This window comes from Microcoleus sp. Pol1C5 (genome assembly GCF_036701115.1).
Taxonomy (GTDB): Bacteria; Cyanobacteriota; Cyanobacteriia; order Cyanobacteriales; family Microcoleaceae; genus Microcoleus.
On record NZ_JAUBQE010000003.1, the window covers coordinates 179,543 to 200,784 of the forward strand.

Consider the following 21,242-nt stretch of genomic DNA (forward strand, 5'->3'; position numbering starts at 1 on the left):
CTGTACCGATTTTAGATTGACCCACAAATGAATCCGGGGCTTATTCTCAGGACGCGGAAATGTTATCTGTGTCCGCGGTGTCGTTCCGGGAGCTTGTGACTAAATTGCTTGAGATCAAAGCTGTCTAATTGTTGTACCCAAATATTATTGTATTCCATAAATAAAAATTTGGAAACAACTATTAAAGGCTTATAAAGGCTTAGGCATCGATAATACTATCCGACTTTTGACTTTGATTTAATATTGCAATAACTAATCCTAAATATCCTATAAGATTAAAAAAGTCCGTTTCCTTGAACAATTTCTTTAATTGTCGTCAGCGTATCTAACCCGATCAATCCCCGACGATAACCTTTTTGGTTGGACATTCCCAAAAATATCGCATCTCCCCGATTTTGATAACGCCAAAACCGAGGTGAGGCATTAATAAAAGTTGAGGCGCTGTTAACATCCAGAGCAAATTGGCGACTTTCTAAGTAAGATTCAGTGGCGATGCAGTCAGCGTGGCCGCTGCTGTAGCGGTTGATCCAGCCGATCGCAATCTCTAAACTATCGACAACTTTAAACGCTATGGTTTTGTTTAAATAGGGTTGAGTCCACTCGTATGGTTCCGCCAGCTTCAAGTCTGGGAAATCTGCGACGAGATCCGCATCAGCGCTAATTTGAAAGCCTTTTTCTTTTAAACTGTTCCACAGCCTGACTAAGGAAGAAGGCTTTTGGTTGCGATCGATGAGCACTTTTTCGATCGCGTTAACAGGATCGGGAACGCTTTGATGGCTGTCCAAAATCATCCACCTTGCCATCTCCAAACTGCCAGTCGGTGACCAATAAAGGTAACAATTTCCCATTGCCGACCTCAAAACTGGTGCTGTACACAACCTTACTACCTGCTGCACCAAACTTGGCCTGCCGTAGGGAATAATTAAATTGAGATATTGGTCTTGAGTGACCAATTCTCTGATCGAAGCGCCCCGGTCTGGTGGCAGTACCTGCAAACATCCCGAGGGCAAACCAACCTCCTCGATGGCAGAAATCAAAGCTTCTCCAATTACTGTATTAGTTTGCCAGCTTTCGCTGCCACCTTTAAGAATCAAACTGTTAGCGCTTTTGAGAGACAAACCCGCGGCGATCGCCCCCAACTCGGGAAACGCCTCGTAAATTAGAGCTATCGCCCCCAGCGGTAGCGACTGACAGTAAACCTGACAGCGATCGACCTGATAAGAAGCATTGATCACCCTGCCGATGGGATCTGGCATTTCCCCCAACCGTTCCAGAATTTGCACAGTTGTCTTTATCCGTTCCGGCGTCAGCTTCAGCCACTCCACGATCAACTCCGGAATCGCCATGTCCCGACTTGCTTCTAGATCGAGAGTATTTGCTTCTAAAATGTCATTTTGCCGGCGTTTCAGCGAGCCCGCCATCGCCTGCAAAGCAGCAGCGCGATCGGCACTCTTTGTCGTAGCCAACTCCAAAGAAGCTTGATAAGCGCGACGCGCGACATTTGCGGCATCTGATGAATGGGTAAAATCCTCTATTATCATCTAGCTAACGCCTGTAAGCGAGCCATACCATCAGCGCCGGCAGCATTGCTAGCAGCACGGCGACCATTGCCCACAGAATAATATTCGGGCCCGGCGAGTGTAACGCCAAGGGCAACCAAATCACTAACGGCACCAATATCATACCCAAAGCCAGTGGCAAATAATGGGCCTTCAAACCCGGATGCGCTCTGTTCCACTGATTCCCTGTCCACCGCCAAGCCTGCTTGTAAGGATAGTTCGTTGATAGTTGCTCGATCACGTATCCACTTTCGTCCAATACAAATATTTGTTGACAGCGGTTGCATCCAAAGGCTTCTGTCAACGTTATAGGCACTAGACGACCCCGGCGTCGGCAAGGACAGGGGTACTCATCGTTTAAGTCAATCTTTGGAACTTTTTGAGATGGCACGAGCGATCGGATAAAAAAAGCGTTTTTGCAAAAATAATCGTTAACATATCCACTTAATCAAACTTGTCAATTTCGGCATACCGAGGCTTTCAACTGCCTGTTCCGAGATATGGCCCGATCGGCAATTTTGACTTGCAAGTTCTGGATTCAATCTTACCACTAACTTAGGTATTTTCAACCATCATTAGGACTATACCGAAAACTTTCTTGATATACTTTCCGGTTTCCTGGATTTTTTTATCTTCTAAAGCGGGTGACGCGATTCGAACGCGCGACATTCACCTTGGCAAGGTGACGCTCTACCACTGAGCTACACCCGCATTTCCTGCGGTATTAACAATATTGTCTCAATTCTCGAAATTTGTCAAGTCTTTTTAGTAAGTTTTTTTCACAAACCCAGTAAACCCCCCCCAAACCCACCCCCCACCTGCAATTTCAGCAGCCAGATCATTAACCAAATCAGTAATTGCCGTGAAAATTGACCGCCATCGGCCGACGGCAAAGCTACAATCAAGCTGGAATTGTGGGAGAACACTGTCATGTCAGATTTAAATCGCGGAATCATGAAGTTCAAGGGAGCTGACAGTCCTATAGCGATCGCCATTTCGGCGATTGTCATTGCCGGCGGAATCGGCTTCTTGATCTGGTGGGCGCTGCAATCAGCCTACACCTTCAGCTAACAGACTACTCAAACGTAAAACTTATAAGACCTTGCTCAGAAGGCAGAATTTAAGAAAAATTCTGTCTTTTGCATTTTTTTGCCCTTAGTCTGGAATTGATTGCCCAGGAATGCGGATCGATTGCTGACGATCGAATGATTGCCATAAATCACCCGATCGGGCGAGTCGCTAGCATGAGCCGAGATGACTTCCCGATCGACTACTTTTGTAGTACACTTGTAAACAAAGCGCGCCGAGAGCGCAATTTTAGATGCAAGTGTTTGCAAGGGTTGTATCTCAACACAATTTTATGGCAAACTTTCAGGACATTTTCCAATACTACAGTCGCTACTGGAAAATATCAGTTTACAGCATAGGCGCATCCAGCGTTTTGGCACTAGCCGATTTGCTTGTTCCTTACGCGATCGGTCAAATATTAAACGTATTGTCGGGTCAACCTACAGATACAGTAACGCAAAAACTCATAACAGCGATCGCCTCTGTTACCCAGCACTCACCCAACAAAATATTATCGCTATCCGTCTTGCTGGGCATAATTTTTCTGGTAACAGTCGCCAAAGCACCGGTACAGCCTTGGGTGGGAAATTGGTTCCACTGGGCGATACCATTGAGGGCAAGGCGCGATCAAATGAGAAGTGCCATCGGCAAAATCCTCACCTTGCCCCTAGAATTTTACGACGAAAACAACGCCGGACGGATTGCCAGCCGCATCGCCAAAGGCATCGCCAACCATACTTGGACTTACCCAGAAATTGCTGGCGAATTCATCCCCGAAGTCGTCCGCTTAATCGGCATTTTTGCCGTTATCTGCTTAATTGAGTGGCGGATTGGCTTATTAATTTTGGTTTCATTCCTATTTATCCTCAGTTTCACCCTCAAAGGCCTGCAACAGGTGACTGCGCGGGAAGAAATTCTGGATGAATACATTGAAGATACCGAAAGCCGCAACTCGGAAATTATCACCAACATCAAAACAGTCAAAGCTTTTGCGACAGAAAGCGATGAACTCAAAAGGCAAACCACCAGACTCGATCGCGAATTAAAAGTCGTGATCAACCGCATTCATAAAGGATACGTCACCCTGGGGACATACCAGCAGACGATCGTCCAGTTGTGTTTGTTTTCAGTTCTCGGTTTTAGTCTAGCAGCCACGGTTGCGGGCAAAATTTCCCTCGGATATTTTGTTACCGTCTACACCCTGGCAAGCATGGCATATTCCCAACTGCGTCCGATTAGTATAATCGCCGAATTATTGGCGCGGCGTTATTCTTCAATGATCCGGTTCCACGAGTTTATGCAAACGCCAGACGGTGTTGATGCGGTTAATTTAGCAGAAAATGCTCGATCGGCACAGCCACCTTATAAATTTACCGGCAAAGTTGAGATCAGCGGTTTGACATTCGGGTACGACAGTCAAAAACCGGTTTTGCAGGATGTGAATTTATTGATTCATCCCCGTCAAACTGTAGCATTAGTCGGGCGATCGGGTTCCGGGAAATCGACTTTAGTTAAACTTCTGTTTCGCTACTTTGAACCGAACTCCGGCCGCATTCTGATCGACGGCGAAGACATTCGCAGCTTAGACGTGACTCGCTACCGGCAGCGTTTAGCCATTGTCCACCAAGAAGTAGACGTTTTTAACGGTACTTTGCTGGAAAATTTGACTTACGGAAACAGAAGCGCCACTTTCGATCAAGTTGAGGATGCTTGTCGCATTGCCAAGGTAGACGATTTTGTGCGCCTGTTGCCCCAAGGTTACTATACCGTGGTCGGGGAGAGAGGAATGCGCTTGTCCGGCGGTCAGCGGCAGCGGTTGGGAATTGCGAGGGCGCTGTTGGTGGAGCCGGATGTGTTAATTTTTGATGAGGCTACTTCTAGTTTGGACTATGAGTCGGAGCGATCGATCCAGCTAGCCATGCAAAATATCCTCGGTACGCGCACCACCATCATTATTGCCCACAGACTCAGTACAATTCGCGAAGCCGATACGATCGTCGTACTCGACGGCGGTAGAATCGTCGAAGTTGGCAGCCACGAAGAACTTTTGAGTCAACAAGGCATTTACCGGCGCCTCCACTCCCTGCAAGAAACCGGGGAATTAGTGAATTAGCGATTTCCTCTTAGTCTAGACTTAGGGTGCTCGGGGCGGGCATCCAGCCTAGACTTAGCAATGCACACCTTAAATAGTGTTCAATTTTTCCGTCATCCCCTAACTCACTTATGTGTTATCAAGTGAATCATTAGAGTTTTAAATATAATGTTGCAAATAAAGATTCTGGTGCTAGGATGTATAACTGTGATGGAAATGGGTCGATGCCCGAGTGGTTAATGGGGGCGGACTGTAAATCCGCTGGCTACGCCTACGCTAGTTCAAATCTAGCTCGGCCCACCTCAATTTAATAAAAAGTTAAAATTTAAGAATTAAAAATTAATTTTTTAATTGGAGGTTCTTAATTTTTTATGCCCGTGTAACTCAGTGGTAGAGTACCTCCTTGGTAAGGAGGAAGTCACGAGTTCAAATCTCGTCACGGGCTTGCTATTCTCTGCTATATACCTCAAGGATTTCAGGTTAATCGCACAGCAAGAAGGTTAGTTTTCCGCTCAACTTTCGCGCCCATGGTTTTCTAATATCTCCAAAACGACTTCCATATCTGTCAAGTTGGCGCCGGACTTTTTCCCTCTGACTGTGAACTGGTTGAGTAAGTCGGCCGGGGGAGCATCTCATATTGGTAAAAACACTTCTTCTAGCTCCTTCCTTCTTCCTCTGTCCTCTTGGCTCCAGGCTCCAGTTTCTAGCTTGGCTGCTTTCATTGAGATGCTCCCGGCGGGCACTTCTACAAACTCATCACAATATTGTCCCCATATCGAATTCCCGGACTTGTTCAAGAAATCGGGAATCTAATCATCCTCATCCAATCCCAGTGGGACGAAATATTGACTGTAAACCACACTATCGGGCTCCCAAAGAGGTCGCCAATAAACATTTTGCATCACCGCTTTTTCCCCATCACCCTCAGCAGGCCACTGAAAACTGACGATCGCAATATTGCTATATCCCACAATCTCATCACCCTCTTGCAGCCAGCGATTGCGCCACAACAACGCTATAAAATTCCACAACCTACGCAGGAATGACAATTGTTTATTTTTATGAGATCTATCTGACGCAGTTCCCTTTTCTAGCAGCAAAAATACCCGAGATCTTTGCCGTTTAATCCAGTCAATCCGATAGCCCCAGTCAGGCAGAGATTGTCTATTCCTAACAGCAGCCTCCAGAGCTTTCTTTCTGCTACTCCTGGGAATTTTCATTAATTCCAGCGGCTGATTCCATCCCAAACATTCATGCGAGCGCTCAGGAAACAGCGACTTAATCTTAGTATGAATTAAATGCGTTTTCCACTCCTCATTGATAAAAGCACTAGCAGTCAACTGCGCCAGCACAGAATATTGACAATTTGACCGATAATTATCCCTCGTCAAAGGCTCAATATTCGGCCGAGAATCGCCAAAATGACAATCAGACCAATAACTCAGTCGCACAGCAGCAGCATAGTGAATATCCCCAGTCAACACAATCACCCGATCGCGCTGCTTAAAAAACTCCGACAACAGCTTTACAAAAGCCAACTCATGAAAATTCCAAGCATCCCCCGCATCACTATTAAAAACCTTCCCCTGTTCCACATCCCACTTTTGCACCGCATCAATAATCCACAACCCCACCAAATTTGTTGGTACAACCACCAGCGTCGCCTCAATCTCAAACTCCCCAGTTTTATTCAGCAAATCAGTCTCCTTGAAAGGCTGCTGAATTTGCTCCTCAAAACCTTTGTGAGTCAAAAGCATCGGTGGATCTATCGCGCTTTTCACCGGATACCCGCGCCAACTCCGCGTATCCAGTACAATCACCTCGTGCTTAAAACTTCTCACAGTAAAATGCCAATTCAAAACCTCATTGACACCCTCCTCATCTCGATCCAAAATAAAAACATCTTCATCTAATTTCAACTTAGGCAAATGAGTTTTCGGATCGAGTGCAGGAATTCCCAAATACGAAGCCGCCTCCTCCCAAGCAGAAACATCCGTACCAGCAGAAGCGGACCATTTTTCCGCAGTTGTTAATAATTTATCTCCGGGTTTTTCGCGATCGAACTGTGCAGGCGTATTGCCCCAAGCCTGAAACACAGCGTAAGCCAGCAAAGCATTCTGCACCACCCGTCGGCCCAGCGGCTTTCCCAGCACCCGGTAACACCACTCTCGATTCAAATACAAATCGTCGCTAACATCATGATCGTCGCAAATCATATAACTAGGAATATTCGCTAGCGCCCTCCTCACCCTCCACAAATTGCGAGCAAAACCGTTAAGTTCAACAACTTCTCTATCCCAGACTTTTGCCTGCTTAGAATTTGGACAAATATCCTTACCCTTCGGAAAACTCGTGCACCAGAGTACCGGCGACCAAACTAACAAATACATCGCATAATATTCGCCCAAGCTAAATAAATGACTTTTAGCATTGGCGGGTTTATTCACCAACATCGCCGTAAAGCCGCCAAAATCTCTAGCAATATCGCTGCGAGTCCCCGGCTGTAACTCAATTGGTTTTTTGGACTGATACTCAGCATCAGACGGTTTCTGAATTGGCGACTCTCTAAAAATTTCCCTCTTTTGGCCAAGTGCAGTTTCGTTTTCCGAATTTTTAGGTATACTAATACACAAATTCTTTTTTATTTGGGCATCATCCATCAGGGGTAGACTTTCTTCCCAGCCCAACAGTGTATCGCCAGCGTCAGTCAAGGCCCACAGCATGGCATCGGCAACGTCGTCGCCGTAAATTTGGTCGCCCGTTAAAAACAGTTGGTGGGGCCTACTATTTGCCGTTCCTGCAAACTGTTCGATCGAATTATCCAAGATAGGCAGCGCATCTCTGCCGTCTCCGTGGGGCTTGCGACAAGAACCGTGAACGATACGCAAATAGTTTAAATCGTTCGGTGGCAGGGCAAAAGTCGGCAACTGGTGAGCGAAATAACTAATCGTCCCCGGCCCCAAAGCCGATAAATCAGGGGCGGCAGGCCACAGGCAAGAAATGAGATTTTCTTTCTCATTTTCTGGGGCTGCGCCCGCCGACGGTGACTCGCTACTCCCAGCAAACTCGATGTCATAAGCATAAATTTGCCCTGATGTCAAGATATTGCTATTAATGGGTTTAGCAGTCACCGCGACTACGTGCAGGTATTTGCCGAGCTGTACGGTAGAGATCGCACCTTGCAGTAAGGGCTGACCGACAATTTCGCCGGTTCCGCCCTCTGTCGAATAAACCTTGAGTTCGACTTGGCGGGGTGCTTTCAGAGCCAGCCAAACTGTCACCGCCCGACTTTCAGTCCGGCGCAAAATCGGGCCCGCAAGGATCAGCGGCAAATGATGAATTCGATGACTTAATGGTGTCCAGGACATAGGATTTAAAAAATAAAAATTAAATAAGAGTGTTCTAGCAATCAGATTTTAGGCGATCGAGCATCTGTCACCCGCTTAATTAATGCTAAGTCTGCCAACCCAAGTCTCCAAAATTGTAACAACTCATTAAGTAAAATTAATAATCATGCTACAAGAAGAAAAATTACAACATTTTCGAGATTCAGCCCCGCAGTTGCCCGTAATTAAATCATCAGAACCAGCCGGACGGCCTAACAACCGGCCGCTCTACTCGTCACCTTTAGATCGGGCGATCGACCGCCACCCCCTCACCGTGCCTCCAGAAACCCCGATCGCGCAGGTGTTGGCTCTCATGAACCCGATGCGCGTTTCCTGTCAGCTTTGTGGCGAAAAACAAAACGCTGTTGCTAGCGCAGCCAAGCGCAGTTGCGTATTAGTCGTGGAAGATAATCGACCGATCGGCATTTTTACAGAACGGGATATCGTCAAGCTAACTACCGTCGCAGCTTGTACGGTCGGACTGACAATTGCTGACGTAATGACTCGATCGCCCATTACCCTCAAACAATCCAAGTCTCAAGATATTTTCACAGCTATGTTCACGTTGCGCCAGCATCAGATTCGGCATTTGCCCGTAGTGGACGAGGACTCGCGACTTCTGGGCATCATCACCCGCGAAGCCATTCACGAAGCCCTGCAACCGATTAACTTGCTAACCAATTTGCGCTGTGCAGCAGATGTCATGACCAAAGAAGTCATTTCTGCCCCAACAACTGCCTCAGCCCTCGATTTAGCCCAGCTCATGGTCAAGCATCGAGTTAGTTCCGTAGTCATTGTCCAAGAGCAAACTCAGCATCCCGATCGGGCGATCGCACCACCACAAAATTATCAAATTCCGATCGGCATTGTCACCGAGCGCGACATCGTGCAGTTTCACGCCCTCGAGCTCAACCTCTCGGAAATCCCAGCAGCAAGGGCCATGAGTGCGCCTTTATTTTGCATATCTCCCGCCGATTCCCTGTGGAGTGTCCACCAGTCCATGCAGCGCCACTGCGTCCGCCGTTTGGTAGTAGTTGGCAGCCAGGGAGAACTTTTGGGCGTTGTGTCTCAGACAAATTTGCCGCAAGTTTTTAACCAATCTGAAATGTATGGGACGATCGAGCTTTTGCAGCAAGCAGTGGACGATCGAGCCACCCAATTGCAGAAAGCCAACCAACTTTTGCAGGAAGAAATTTTAGAGAGGCAACGGGCCCAAGAAGCCCTGCGCCAAGCTCACGACGACTTAAAAAAACAAGTTGAAGAACGCACCGCTCAACTTTTAGAATCCAATGAATTGTTGAGACGGGATATTCTCAAGCGCCAGCGAGTCGAAGAAGCGCTGCGGCGAAAGCAAGCTTGCTTGAAAAATCAAGCGCAGCAATTAGAGCAAACTGTGCGAAAGTTGCAGCAAACTCAAACTCAATTAGTGCAAACCGAAAAAATGTCTTCTTTGGGACAAATGATTGCCGGTATCGCTCACGAAATTAACAATCCTGTTAATTTTATCTACGGCAACCTTTCCCACGCCAGCCACTACATCAAAGAATTGTTTCAACTGTTGGAACTTTACCAGCAGCACTATCCCGAACCTGTCTCGGAAATTAGGGAAGCAGCAGCAAAGATGGAAGTCGATTTTTTGGTAGAAGACTTATCTAAGATCCTGTCTTCTATGCAAGTAGGAACCGAGCGCATCCGCCAAATAGTTGTGTCGATGCGTAATTTTTCGCGATCGGATCAATCTAACATCAAGCTCGTTGACATTCATGAGGGACTCGAAACCACTTTGTTGATTTTGCAGCATCGGCTCAAAGCTCACGGCGCACATCCAGCTATTAACATTATTAAAGAATACGGTAAGTTGCCCCTGATCCAGTGCTGTGGCGGTCAGATCAATCAGGTGTTTATGAATATTATCGGCAATGCTATTGATGCTTTGGATGAAGAAATCCAGAAAGGGGAATGGGCGACGAGAGATGGAAAAAATTCACCCCCGTCAAATCCTAGTTCTCCATTGAGTGTGCCGACAATTACAATTCGTACTGAAGTTGTTGGTGGCGATTTTGTGGCGATCCGCATTTCCGACAACGGGCGGGGCATACCGGAGGAGATTCGCCGCCAATTATTTGACCCGTTTTTTACTACCAAACCAGTAGGCAAGGGCACTGGGTTGGGACTGTCGATTTCTTACCATTTAATTGTCGAACAGCACGGGGGCCGGCTCAACTGCGTTTCGGAACCGGGACGGGGCACTGAATTTGCGATCGAGATTCCGATCGTCAGTTGTCATTAGTCAGCAGTCATAGGATTTTAGATTTTAGATTTTCGATTGAACAATTTAAGAATTGGAAATGACTCATTAAGCTCGTGGTTTGGATCACGGGCCTACAGTTGCATTCTTTTTTTCAACTGGTATCAGTAGTCATGCGCAAGACATCATATTCTCGCACTCCCCCACTCTCCCCATCCACTCTCCCTCTCCCTGACTCACTCCCCCAATCTCCGACTCGCCACCATTTCCTAAAAATTCACAATTTTTTACAAAACACCAGAAACCCCAGCAAAGTCAATCTTTGCCAATCTCAAATCTCAAATCAAAAATCAAAAATCCCATAACTTTGCTCTCCCCTGACCCAAATGAGCCGAACTCACTTCGAGTTTGCCTCATCCACTAGCGCCTTTATGACCGTTCGAGTTACCCGCACAAGCCATCAACTGCCTGCATCCTAGCCCCAAAGCCAAAAGCCCAGATTGTTTGAGAAGTTAATTTTTGTTTTATTTTTGTACCTCTTTATATTAAGAAAGTATTCTAAAATCTATTTAAAAGCTAAAAAAAATATAAAAATAGATTTTTATATCAAAAAACCAGTTAAGATTCCCAAAGATGCAAAATAAACAAATTTACTAGCATTTTCATTTAGACGCCCCCTTTCTTTTCATCGCAAGTTAGCTAATAATGCTTTCAACGAGGTGACTAAGGGCCGAGTCCAAAATTGGCCTAACCCAAAGACGGATACAAGCCCCAAACAAAAGTCGTCGAGATCGAAAATTTTAGTTAGAGAGAAGCCCCAGATTCATCTGTGGAGTCGCTTCTTTCATCTCAAATCTGAAATCTCAAATCGACTGACAGTAAGGGAATTGCAATTGGGCTATTGCAATTGGGCTATTGGAGTTGGGCGATCGAAAAAAAGCATGAAAACCCAGCCCTCATCGTTTTGATAGAAACCTATAGGAGAACAAAGAGTGAAACTCGCAGTTTACGGAAAAGGTGGAATTGGCAAATCGACAACAAGCTGCAACATCTCCGTTGCCCTAGCCAAGCGCGGCAAGAAAGTTTTGCAAATCGGTTGCGATCCAAAGCACGACAGCACATTTACCCTCACTGGCTTCTTGATCCCCACAATTATTGACACCCTTCAGCAAAAGGACTATCACTACGAAGACGTTTGGCCCGAAGATGTCATCTACAAAGGCTACGGCGGCGTTGACTGCGTAGAAGCAGGTGGCCCCCCCGCAGGAGCTGGCTGCGGCGGCTATGTAGTCGGTGAAACCGTCAAACTCCTCAAAGAACTCAATGCCTTCGACGAATACGACATCATCCTGTTCGACGTGCTCGGTGACGTAGTGTGTGGCGGTTTTGCAGCCCCCTTGAACTACGCCGATTACTGCATGATTGTTACCGACAACGGGTTCGACGCTTTATTTGCAGCCAACCGCATCGCCGCCTCAGTTCGCGAAAAAGCCCGCACTCACCCGTTGCGGCTCGCCGGTTTAATTGGCAACCGCACCTCAAAGCGCGACTTGATCGACAAGTACATTGACTCTGTACCGATGCCGGTGCTGGAAGTGCTGCCCCTGATTGAAGACATCCGCGTTTCTCGCGTCAAAGGCAAAACATTGTTTGAGATGGCCGAAAGCGATCCTTCCCTCAACTACGTCTGCGATTACTACCTCAACATCGCCGACCAGATTTTGGCAATGCCCGAAGGAGTAGTGCCCAACGACACGCCCGATCGCGAATTATTCGCCTTACTTTCAGATTTTTATCTAAATCCAGTGCAACCGGTGGTCAAGAAGGAGGAAGATGAGCTAGACCTGATGATGGTTTAATAGGTCTAGCGATCAGGATGAGGATAAAGAGGTTATGGCTTTTTTTGATACTTTTTCAGTTGCTCTCAAACAGAAGTGGTTGGACTACTACCAGGTAAATCGGGCTTGGCTGCTCCTGCACATGACGGCTGAGAACACGGTCGCCACACCCGACGGCGGGAAAAGGCCTGTTTCTTACCTCATCCTGGGAATTGCGGCTGCCCTGGAGCCGGAACTCCAGCAATTAATGCTGCCCTTCTCAAAACTCAAGCCGGATGCAGACAGCCTGATCGAAGTGTTGGGACTAAATTTTGACCCGGACATCGCGCTGGGTATGCCCTCAAATATCGCGCCGCAGACGGCCGGTAAATCTCCAACACCCGCAGCGGCTCAAACTGCAACTACTGCACCCGCAGCGGCTCAAACTGCAACTACTGCACCCGCAGTCGCTCAAACTGCAACTACTGCACCCGCAGTCGCTCAAACTGCAACTGCTGCACCCGCAGCAGCTCAAACTGCAACTGCTGCACCCGCTGATGCCAAATCTAATAAATTGGGCGGTGCGGCCTTAGCAGCAGCCGGAGTAGTCGCCGGAGTCGCCGGAGCAGCCGGTCTGGCTGCTGGTGCGTCAGCACTGAGCTCCGACGAATCCTTCGATGAGTTTGAGGAAGAAGCAGTCTCTGGCTTCGACTTGGGCGATGACGAGGAAGAAGCGGTCTCCGACTTCGACATGGACGACGACGAGGAAGAAGCGGTCTCCGACTTTGACATGGACGATGACGAGGAGGAAGAAGCGGTCTCCGACTTCGACATGGACGATGACGAGGAAGAAGCCTCGGCTTTGGACGCTCTCGGTCTCGAAGACGATGAGGAAGAGGCCATATCTGACTTTGATATGGGCGACGATGAGGAAGACGCCGTATCTGACTTTGATATGGGCGACGATGAGGAAGACGCCGTATCTGACTTTGATATGGGCGATGATGACGAGGAAGAAGAAGCCTTAGCTTTGGGCGGTCTCGGCCTCGGCGATGATGACGAGGAAGAAGAAGCCTCGGCTTTGGGCGGTCTCGACCTCGGCGATGACGAGGAAGAAGAAGCCTCACAATTTGGGACTTTGACCTCTGGGGATCTCGAATCGGGAATATCCGATCCGTTTGGGGAAGAAGATGCAGAGTTTGTCGCCGAAGAAATACCTGATCCGTTTGGGACAGCGACCTCAGATGACCTAGACATGGATCTGGGTGACTTGGACGATGACGGTATTGACGATTTCTCTGTATCTGATGACGATGACCTCGACGATCTCGGACTCGACGATCTAGGGGAAGCAACTACCGGAGATCCCGATGAAGATGATTTAGATGCTCTAGGTCTCGGCGATTTGGATTCCGACGATGAGGATGAAGAAATTTCGGGCTTTTTGTCGGATTTTAAGTGAGGTTGTGGCGATCGCCCGCATCTCTTCTAGTCTTGAATTTTGCCGGTCTATTGGTGAGTTGTGAGTTGCGATTTGTTGATTTTTAATTAGCTCCAACTCACAACTCCCAAAAGGCTTTTTGCCGGAGCGAGTTGAAGAAAATTAAATCCCTGCTGTGAGGGATTATAAGCCCTCGCGCAGAATTTTTTAGCTCAAATTTTGGATGCTGCGGCTGCGGAAATATTGAATTGGCTGCATCTATTTTTCAGAGGAATTAGCCCAAAATCAGGTATTTCTATTATTGTTCGCTGCGAAAGCGCGATCGCACAAAACAGGTGTTTTCTCGCCGCTGCGCCTGTTTGCGTTCGAGAGGAAAAAAAACCTATTTCTATCGTCCGCCAGAGAAACGAGGCGATCGCAAAATACAGGCATTTCATCGCTAGGCAAGCCTGTCCTGTTTCAGACTAAAAACAATTTAAAGGGAGAAGATTTGAGATATGACTGCTATTACTACTAATGAACCGGAAGCTTTAAACTTTGAATGCGAAACAGGCAATTATCACACATTTTGTCCGATTAGCTGCGTAGCTTGGCTTTATCAAAAAATTGAAGATAGCTTTTTCTTGGTCATCGGTACTAAGACTTGCGGCTATTTCTTGCAAAACGCAATGGGCGTGATGATTTTTGCTGAGCCTCGCTATGCGATGGCTGAGTTGGAAGAGGGCGATATTTCCGCTCAGTTAAACGATTATGATGAGTTGAAGCGGCTGTGCTTGCAAATTAAGCGCGATCGTAACCCCAGTGTAATTGTCTGGATCGGCACTTGCACCACCGAAATCATCAAAATGGATTTGGAAGGGTTAGCGCCGAAGCTGGAAGCCGAAATTGGCATTCCCATCGTCACAGCGCGCGCTAACGGCTTGGATTACGCTTTTACTCAAGGGGAAGATACCGTTTTAGCAGCGATGGCTGCTAAATGTCCTGAGAAAGCGCCCGTGATGGAATCTCAGAAACAAGAACGCAATGCTATCTCTCAACTGCTGAATTTCGGCAAGAAAAAAGAGGAAGTTGCAGCAGATGAATCGGAATATGTCAAGCACACACCGCTGGTACTTTTCGGTTCTTTGCCCGATCCGGTTGTTACTCAGCTAACTCTAGAATTGAAGAAGCAAGGAATCAAAGTTTCCGGTTGGCTTCCTTCCAAGCGCTACACTGAATTGCCAGTCTTGGAAGAAGGTTATTATGTATCGGGCATGAATCCGTTCTTGTCGCGTACTGCTTCTACGTTGATGCGCCGCCGCAAGTGCAAGCTAATTGGTGCGCCATTCCCGATCGGCCCTGACGGAACTCGCGCTTGGATTGAAAAGATTTGCTCAGTGTTGGGAATTGAACCAAAAGGTTTGGACGAACGGGAAGCGCAAATTTGGGCTGGTTTGGAAGATTACCTGCAAATAATTCGCGGCAAATCTGTCTTCTTTATGGGAGACAATTTGCTGGAGATTTCTTTAGCACGTTTCTTGATTCGCTGCGGCATGACTTGCCCGGAAATTGGCATTCCTTACATGGACAAGCGCTATCAGGCGGCCGAATTGGCTTTGTTAGAAAAGACTTGTCACGAGATGGGAGTTCCTACTCCTCGGATTGTGGAGAAACCGGACAATTACAATCAGCTTCAGCGGATTTACGAGCAGAATATTGATTTGGTGATTACTGGTATGGCTCACGCTAATCCTTTGGAAGCGCGGGGGATTAATACTAAGTGGTCTGTTGAGTTTACTTTTGCTCAGATTCACGGCTTTGGTAATGCGCGGGATATTTTGGAGTTGGTGACTCGTCCGCTGCGCCGGAATAATTCGCTGAAGGATTTGGGTTGGGGTAATTTGGTGAAGAATGAAGCGAAGGTTTAATCGTTTTTAGCGTTATAAAAAACCCGGTTTCTCCAAGAAACCGGGTTTTTTCAGTAGAAAATTACTGGACATTTAATGCACCACAGCTAGTGCAACAGCCATAGGTCTTTTTTTTTCTAGTCAAGCCAATTTTCCCGGCTAGTCCGTTAAATTGTACGATCGCCCGTCTGTTGCTGCTAGGTAGGGGAGGAGGTGTGCGATCAAGTTCCCACTTACGCTCCTCCTCATCTCCGAGTGTGGGCTGTATCTAATCTTGGCAAGCTCGATCCTGACATTTACTATTTTTTTTGACCTTAATACTTGACATTGTCAGAAAACATGGCTAGCTTCATCATAGAAGCAAACTCCGAGTCTTGGAGGTTCGACCATGCCCGACGGAGATATCATTCACAGTCAGCTTTCGGGGCTTTACCAGAAGCCGTATAAGTGGCTTTGCGAAGGAAAAGCTAACAGCAGTGAATGCGCTCAAGTTATAAAGAGAGCTGTGATACAGGACATCAAGAAAAACTACGGTATTGGGGTCAAATACGCCAAGCAAATGGGGGAGATGTTAGAACAGGCGATGGAAACTGCTGGCCACAATAGCTCTGTGAATTGGGCTGCTTTAAGCACGGAGATCGATAGACAGGTACGACAAGCGGAAGTTAAGCATTATGTCAAAGAACTACTCCGTCGTGCTGGCAAAGCCATCCTCCATGAATTTCGCTATAACCCGACAGCAAACAGTAGCAATTGCTCAGAAACTGTTGTGGAGCGGTTTTTCCAAGAAGTCTACAAGTCGAAATTTGAGGAGCGGATTCCGCTGACACGTAATCACCATGATGGTGTTGATAACGCGACCCTTACACAGCGTGTTGAGGCTGTCCGTCCAGATATCTTCGCCGATATCAGTCAATGGGCGAAGAAGGCTAATGCGAATAAGGATGTGAAAAACCTGCGACGGTCTCCACGCAAGAATGTGGAAAAGATAGACATGGATAATGAGGAGCTGCGATGAACTACGAACCTTCGATTGAGCAGAAGCTTCACAACGGCGATCACAGCAATTACACCTTGCTTTTTGAACCTGTATCGAACAGTCATGGATCTGTGCGCTTCATAGATCACTCTCAGGGCAAAGAGCTAACTGTTGGTATCAATGTGGATGATGAGGCATTCGGGTATCGGGTTCAGGCAGAGTTTCCAGCCATCATTGCTGACCTCGTTGACCTCGCCGTTGCAATCCATGCTTCCGACCGCCTTGCGCCCCACAACCTGAGAGAGAAGAAGCGTCGCCTTTATGTGGTGCTTCCTGTCCGTCATCCAGAACTGTTGAGTGCCGAAGCGTTTCGGACAAAGCTGGAAGAACTTCTTGATTGGGCAACAGGGAGCGAGTGGGTTTTTCACTTTCAGAAACGAATCGTAGCGGAACGCCTCGTTGAGCACCAATCTCTTCCAATAGCACCTAAAGGATGTGAAGTGGCGCTGTGGAGTGGTGGACTTGATGCCCTTGCAGGTCTGTACACTCGTCTTCAAATGTATCCAGAAAAGTCTTTCGTGTTGTTCGGAACAGGGAGCAGCGATCAAGTCTATAACCGTCAGGGAAAAGTTGCACAGACAGTTCAGTCTATCTTCCCCAGCCGTTGCACCCTCTTTCGTGTGCCAATCCGCTTCCAGGATAGCGGTATGCAGCTTAAGAATAAGCTTTCTCGTTCGCGAGGTGTTGTCTTCACGCTGCTTGGTGCCGCGTGTGCATATCTCATGGGTCAGCGGGTTCTGTGTGTTTACGAGAATGGGATTGGGGCGATTAACCTTCCTTACCGCGCATCTGCTGTGGGACTGGATCACTCTCGTTCTGTTCACCCGCTGACTTTACTTATGGTTAGCGATGTCGTCTCAGAACTTTTAGGAGAAGAGTTCCGCGTAAAAAACCCATTTCTGTTCTGGACTAAAGCCAAAATGTGCAAAGCATTGGCAAAAGACGGGAGAAACGGCTTGCCGCCGCTAACTATGTCATGCGACAGCCCACATCGCCAGCAGCCGATGCAGTGTGGTTACTGTTCCTCTTGTCTTTTAAGACGACAAGCGCTTGCTGCTACCTATATAAAAGATCGAACGCGCTATGTAGTGCTTCACGGAAACTGCCCGCCAAAGGAGTCCAGTTTGCATCTCGATCATATGCTTGTGCAGGTTAACACCCTCCGAAATTTGCTTGATGTATCAGATGAAATGGATCTTCAGTGGGAAGCTTTGACACGAGAGTTTCCAGTGCTGGATGATATCGTCGATCGCAGCGCTGGGGCAGAAAGCTTACTGCCCATTGATATGCGCGGCCAGCTAATTCAGCTTTATCGAACCTATGTTTCTGAATGGGATACAGTAAAATCCCAAATTGCGGTTTGCCCATTAAATCAATGTGGCAAACAGCAGGTATCAAATAGAAACGCAGTCAACGTTCAGTAAGGTTGAGGAAAAATGTATGACTACGAACATCCTTGACAACATCGACCTGCGGACACTGGGGGAACTTCTTCAGCAGGCACGTAAAAAGTGCGGTATGAATCAGTCTGATGCAGCTAAAGTCATCGATGCTGCACGCACTACTATGGTGGCGATCGAAAAAGGAGAGCGCCGCCTTAAAGCAACTGAACTAATTAAGCTTGCCCGTGCGTATGGGCGCTCCGTTAGTGAATTCGTTCGAGCTCGTCCAGTGGTTCAACCTTTCGAGATGCAATTCCGGGCAGCCTATCAGCGCAGTGAGGGAGAAGAGGTACAGATTGAACCAGCAATTCTGCGCCTAGAGGAGTTGTGTCGGAATTACCTAGAGCTTGAAGAGATTATGTCCGCACCACTTCCCCAGAACTATCCTCCTGAGTACGAGGTGACGAATATGCCACTCAAGGCTGTGGCGGAAAGCATAGCGATTGCGGAGCGTCAGCGGCTTGGGCTTGGAGATAGTCCGATTTCACGGCTGCGGGACATTCTAGAGCAGGATGTGGGACTTCGCATCTTTTATCTAAAGATGCCACCAAAATACTCAGGGATTTACAGCTACGATGAACGACTTGGTGGTTGCATTGCAATCAATGCTAATCATCCAGAGGAGCGGCGGCGTTGGTCGCTGGCTCACGAATACCTTCACTTTCTCGCACATCGGCGAAAAGCTGTGTTGGAATTTGAAGGTCAGTATCAGCGAGTTCCAGAGAGCGAACGACTAGCCGACACTTTCCCAAAATATTTCTTGATGCCCACTAGCGGCTTGCTCAAGCGATTCAATGATGTGTGCCGCACGCATGGCAAGTTCACTCCGACTTATTTATTCACTCTGGCCCATTACTACGGTGTGTCGATAGAAGCGCTTGCTTATCGGTTAGAAGAAATGGATCTCCTACCCTCGGGAACTTGGGAGCGATTGCGCGATCGCGGGTTGAAAGTAAGAAAGGTACAAAAGGAGCTTGGCTTAGAGGACATCCCACAGCGCACTGATACAATCCCTCTCCACTATCAGCATCTGGCGATCGAGGCGTTGGATCAGGGACTGATTACAGAGAGTCGCTTTTCTGATTTCCTAAATGTCGATCGCTTGGAGGCGCGCCGCATCGCAGAAGCATTGCGGGAACATTCAAGCGGAATGATGGAGGAAGCCTCTGATTTCGACCTGATCGATATGCAGGAGTAATGGGAGAAGTCAAGTTATGCAGATTGTTAACTCCCACCTTCTTCTTGATGCCTGCTGCGTTCTAAACTTTTGCGCTTCTGGTCAATTACTGGGAATTTTGAAGTCTATTCCTGTTCGGGTTGCAGTTACCCAGGTTGTTCGAGAGCTGGAGTTACAAACACTCCAGCGTCTTGAGGGCGAAGAAAATGATGGTGCGTCTCAATTCGAGGCAGCGATCGCACAAAGTCTACTTATAACCGTGGATTTTGAGTCGGAAGAAGAGGCCGAATCCTTTGTGAATTACGCCGCTATTTTAGATGACGGCGAGTCAGCGACTGGCGCGATCGCAGTTCACCGACAATGGGCAATGGCGACCGATGATAAACGGGCGATATCGTTTTTTCGGAACGAGACACCACAGCTTCAGGTTTTATCAACCCTAGAGATAGTTAAGCATTGGTCAGAGGAAGCAGGTGTTGATTCGCAAACACTACGCGATGTACTGAATTTAATTCGAGTTAAGGGGCGATATATGCCACCTAAAAGCCACCCTTTGCAGAATTGGTGGGAAACTGCGAGGCAGTGAGGCTGAAAGTTTAAGCTGAGCATTAGTTAAATGGTCATATGAAAGAATTAAGGTGAAGGCGATGGAGTTTTTTATTAACTGCAGATTAACCCAGATAAAGAGAGCGATCGCACTTTTACCCAACTTTTCCAGAATCTCAGGCCACACGCCCGTAACACGATCGCAAGTACGATCGCCTATAATCGAAACTAGCCCAACTCTCATCAGTTGAGAAACCGCCATGAGTCAAGACAAGGAAGAAATTAGCTATTCAGAGAAAACAGAACGTCTCAGAGTTATCGGTCAGTTTATCAAAACAGTGACACCTATGATTTGGACGATCGTAATTTTAGTAGTCATCATTCCCCTATTAGGTAACTTTCTAATTTCCCAGTCCCTAACAAATACGGGAACCACAGCAGTTGTAGTCTCGCCACCGCACGATTTTAGCAAAGTCAACCAAGACGTTAAAAACGCCATCCAACAATCCCATATAACCGCAGAAACTTTCGCCTCCCAAGAATTGGACAAATGGGAAACCGAAGTAATTGCACGAGTAGACAATAGCTTCCTGGATTGGTACTTCGATTACTTCAATCAAAAAAAGATGGAGTTTACTGTACCTTTTAATTTCGTGAAATCTGCCGTACTCAACAGATTTGACATGACAGCAGCTTCTCAAGCTGTTTCCGAAAAATTAACCGAAGACTTTCAAAGAGAATTTGCTAACCGCGTGCTGGTTCCCAAAAATGCTCAACTCCGATTTCAATTAATCACTCAAGATACTGCTAATTTGTACATAGCCGAAGTTAGCAAGAATGTAAAAGTAGTTCAAAACAATTATAATATACCGCAAGTACAGTGGGACAAATATCTGAATGATATTGCCACCACAATTAGCGACAAAGGAAACATCTCGAATTTATCATTAAAAGTATTAGTTGGCGGCAGTGGCTACTTAGTTGCTAAACCCTTAATTTTGGGAGTCGCAGCTAAAGTTGGCAGCAAAGTTACCGCAAAAGTGGCCAGCAAAGCCGCCGCTAAGGTAGCCACAAAAACAGGCGGTACAGTTGCTAGTCAATTGGGAGTAAGTTTAATCGACCCGATTGTCGGCATCGGGATTATCATCTGGGATTTGTGGGATTACAATCACACAGTAAAAGTAGAAAGACCAATTTTGCGGGAACATATTGTAGAATACTTGAAAGATGTCAAAAAGTCCTTGCTTAAAAATCCTGAAAGTGGAATCATGGCAGCAATTTATCAGTTAGAAAGTGGTCTTCTCAAGTCACTTTAATCATTTGGCGTTGCTTAATACAGGTATGAATTGAAGAGTTCGGAATTGCAATAAGCCAAGTCTGGTGAGTTTTGTAACTTCCGAAAAAAGTTGGTTCATACCGTTAATCAGCAACGTAAAAAAAAGATAAGATAGAGGAACAACTAGAAGAGTTGCAAGATTTAATTGCATATAAAAATATCATAAAATGGAAGAAAGCGCAAGCTGTTTAACTCAACTCAAAAA

15 protein-coding genes and 3 tRNA genes are annotated in these 21,242 nt (G+C 46.9%); 12 read left to right on the forward strand and 6 right to left on the reverse strand.

All coding sequences use genetic code 11. The features are described from left to right. Window positions 1-275: 275 nt before the first annotated feature. The 5 genes from QUA23_RS02935 to QUA23_RS02955 all read right to left on the reverse strand — a co-directional run bounded on the left by QUA23_RS02935 (window position 276) and on the right by QUA23_RS02955 (window position 2,896). A complete protein-coding gene (locus QUA23_RS02935) occupies window positions 276-1,541 on the reverse strand; it encodes a glutamate-5-semialdehyde dehydrogenase (RefSeq protein ID WP_333073100.1) in 1,266 nt (421 codons plus the stop codon). A gap of 4 nt (window positions 1,542-1,545) precedes the next feature. Then, complete coding sequence (locus tag QUA23_RS02940) at window positions 1,546-1,950, reverse strand: hypothetical protein (RefSeq protein ID WP_190663244.1); 405 nt, start codon at window positions 1,948-1,950, stop codon at window positions 1,546-1,548. 248 nt (window positions 1,951-2,198) lie between these two features. Further along, window positions 2,199-2,270, reverse strand: a tRNA-Gly gene (locus tag QUA23_RS02945). Between the two features lie 68 nt (window positions 2,271-2,338). Next, a complete protein-coding gene (locus QUA23_RS02950; RefSeq protein WP_333073163.1) occupies window positions 2,339-2,569 on the reverse strand; it encodes a hypothetical protein in 231 nt (76 codons plus the stop codon). 96 nt (window positions 2,570-2,665) lie between these two features. Further along, window positions 2,666-2,896 carry a hypothetical protein gene (locus QUA23_RS02955; RefSeq protein WP_333073101.1) on the reverse strand — a complete coding sequence of 77 codons (231 nt, stop codon included), beginning with the start codon at window positions 2,894-2,896 and terminating at the stop codon, window positions 2,666-2,668. Between the two features lie 23 nt (window positions 2,897-2,919). Here QUA23_RS02955 and QUA23_RS02960 point away from each other — a divergent pair, with 23 nt between their 5' ends. The 3 genes from QUA23_RS02960 (at window position 2,920) to QUA23_RS02970 (ending at window position 5,164) form a co-directional block, all read left to right on the forward strand. After that, a complete protein-coding gene (locus QUA23_RS02960; RefSeq protein ID WP_333073102.1) occupies window positions 2,920-4,740 on the forward strand; it encodes an ABC transporter ATP-binding protein in 1,821 nt (606 codons plus the stop codon). 197 nt (window positions 4,741-4,937) lie between these two features. Further along, window positions 4,938-5,019, forward strand: a tRNA-Tyr gene (locus QUA23_RS02965). Between the two features lie 73 nt (window positions 5,020-5,092). Further along, window positions 5,093-5,164: transfer RNA gene (locus tag QUA23_RS02970), tRNA-Thr, on the forward strand. Between the two features lie 364 nt (window positions 5,165-5,528). On the opposite strand, the gene QUA23_RS02975 is transcribed toward QUA23_RS02970, so the two are convergent. Beyond that, window positions 5,529-8,087 carry a PhoD-like phosphatase gene (locus tag QUA23_RS02975; RefSeq protein ID WP_333073103.1) on the reverse strand — a complete coding sequence of 853 codons (2,559 nt, stop codon included), beginning with the start codon at window positions 8,085-8,087 and terminating at the stop codon, window positions 5,529-5,531. 145 nt (window positions 8,088-8,232) lie between these two features. Here QUA23_RS02975 and QUA23_RS02980 point away from each other — a divergent pair, with 145 nt between their 5' ends. From QUA23_RS02980 to QUA23_RS03020, 9 genes are all read left to right on the forward strand, one after another. Then, a complete protein-coding gene (locus QUA23_RS02980) occupies window positions 8,233-10,395 on the forward strand; it encodes a CBS domain-containing protein (RefSeq protein WP_333073104.1) in 2,163 nt (720 codons plus the stop codon). 950 nt (window positions 10,396-11,345) lie between these two features. Further along, a complete protein-coding gene (gene bchL, locus QUA23_RS02985; RefSeq protein WP_006634709.1) occupies window positions 11,346-12,212 on the forward strand; it encodes a ferredoxin:protochlorophyllide reductase (ATP-dependent) iron-sulfur ATP-binding protein in 867 nt (288 codons plus the stop codon). Between the two features lie 34 nt (window positions 12,213-12,246). After that, window positions 12,247-13,632: a DUF5331 domain-containing protein gene (locus QUA23_RS02990; protein WP_333073105.1), complete on the forward strand. Its 1,386-nt coding sequence runs from the start codon at window positions 12,247-12,249 to the stop codon at window positions 13,630-13,632. A 476-nt stretch (window positions 13,633-14,108) separates the two neighbouring features. Continuing rightward, window positions 14,109-15,518 carry a ferredoxin:protochlorophyllide reductase (ATP-dependent) subunit N gene (locus QUA23_RS02995; RefSeq protein ID WP_199292772.1) on the forward strand — a complete coding sequence of 470 codons (1,410 nt, stop codon included), beginning with the start codon at window positions 14,109-14,111 and terminating at the stop codon, window positions 15,516-15,518. A 367-nt stretch (window positions 15,519-15,885) separates the two neighbouring features. Further along, window positions 15,886-16,515: a hypothetical protein gene (locus QUA23_RS03000; RefSeq protein ID WP_333073106.1), complete on the forward strand. Its 630-nt coding sequence runs from the start codon at window positions 15,886-15,888 to the stop codon at window positions 16,513-16,515. Then, a complete protein-coding gene (locus QUA23_RS03005; protein ID WP_333073107.1) occupies window positions 16,512-17,960 on the forward strand; it encodes a 7-cyano-7-deazaguanine synthase in 1,449 nt (482 codons plus the stop codon). The genes QUA23_RS03000 and QUA23_RS03005 overlap by 4 nt, the downstream gene beginning before the upstream one ends. A 16-nt stretch (window positions 17,961-17,976) precedes the next feature. Continuing rightward, the gene (locus QUA23_RS03010; RefSeq protein ID WP_333073109.1) at window positions 17,977-19,176 is read left to right on the forward strand and encodes an XRE family transcriptional regulator; all 1,200 of its coding nucleotides are present in this window, start codon (window positions 17,977-17,979) and stop codon (window positions 19,174-19,176) included. Window positions 19,177-19,192: 16 nt separating this feature from the next. Next, the gene (locus QUA23_RS03015) at window positions 19,193-19,741 is read left to right on the forward strand and encodes a hypothetical protein (protein ID WP_333073110.1); all 549 of its coding nucleotides are present in this window, start codon (window positions 19,193-19,195) and stop codon (window positions 19,739-19,741) included. Window positions 19,742-19,961: 220 nt separating this feature from the next. After that, window positions 19,962-21,017, forward strand: coding sequence for a hypothetical protein (locus QUA23_RS03020; protein WP_333073111.1), 1,056 nt, complete (start codon window positions 19,962-19,964; stop codon window positions 21,015-21,017). Window positions 21,018-21,242: the final 225 nt, after the last annotated feature.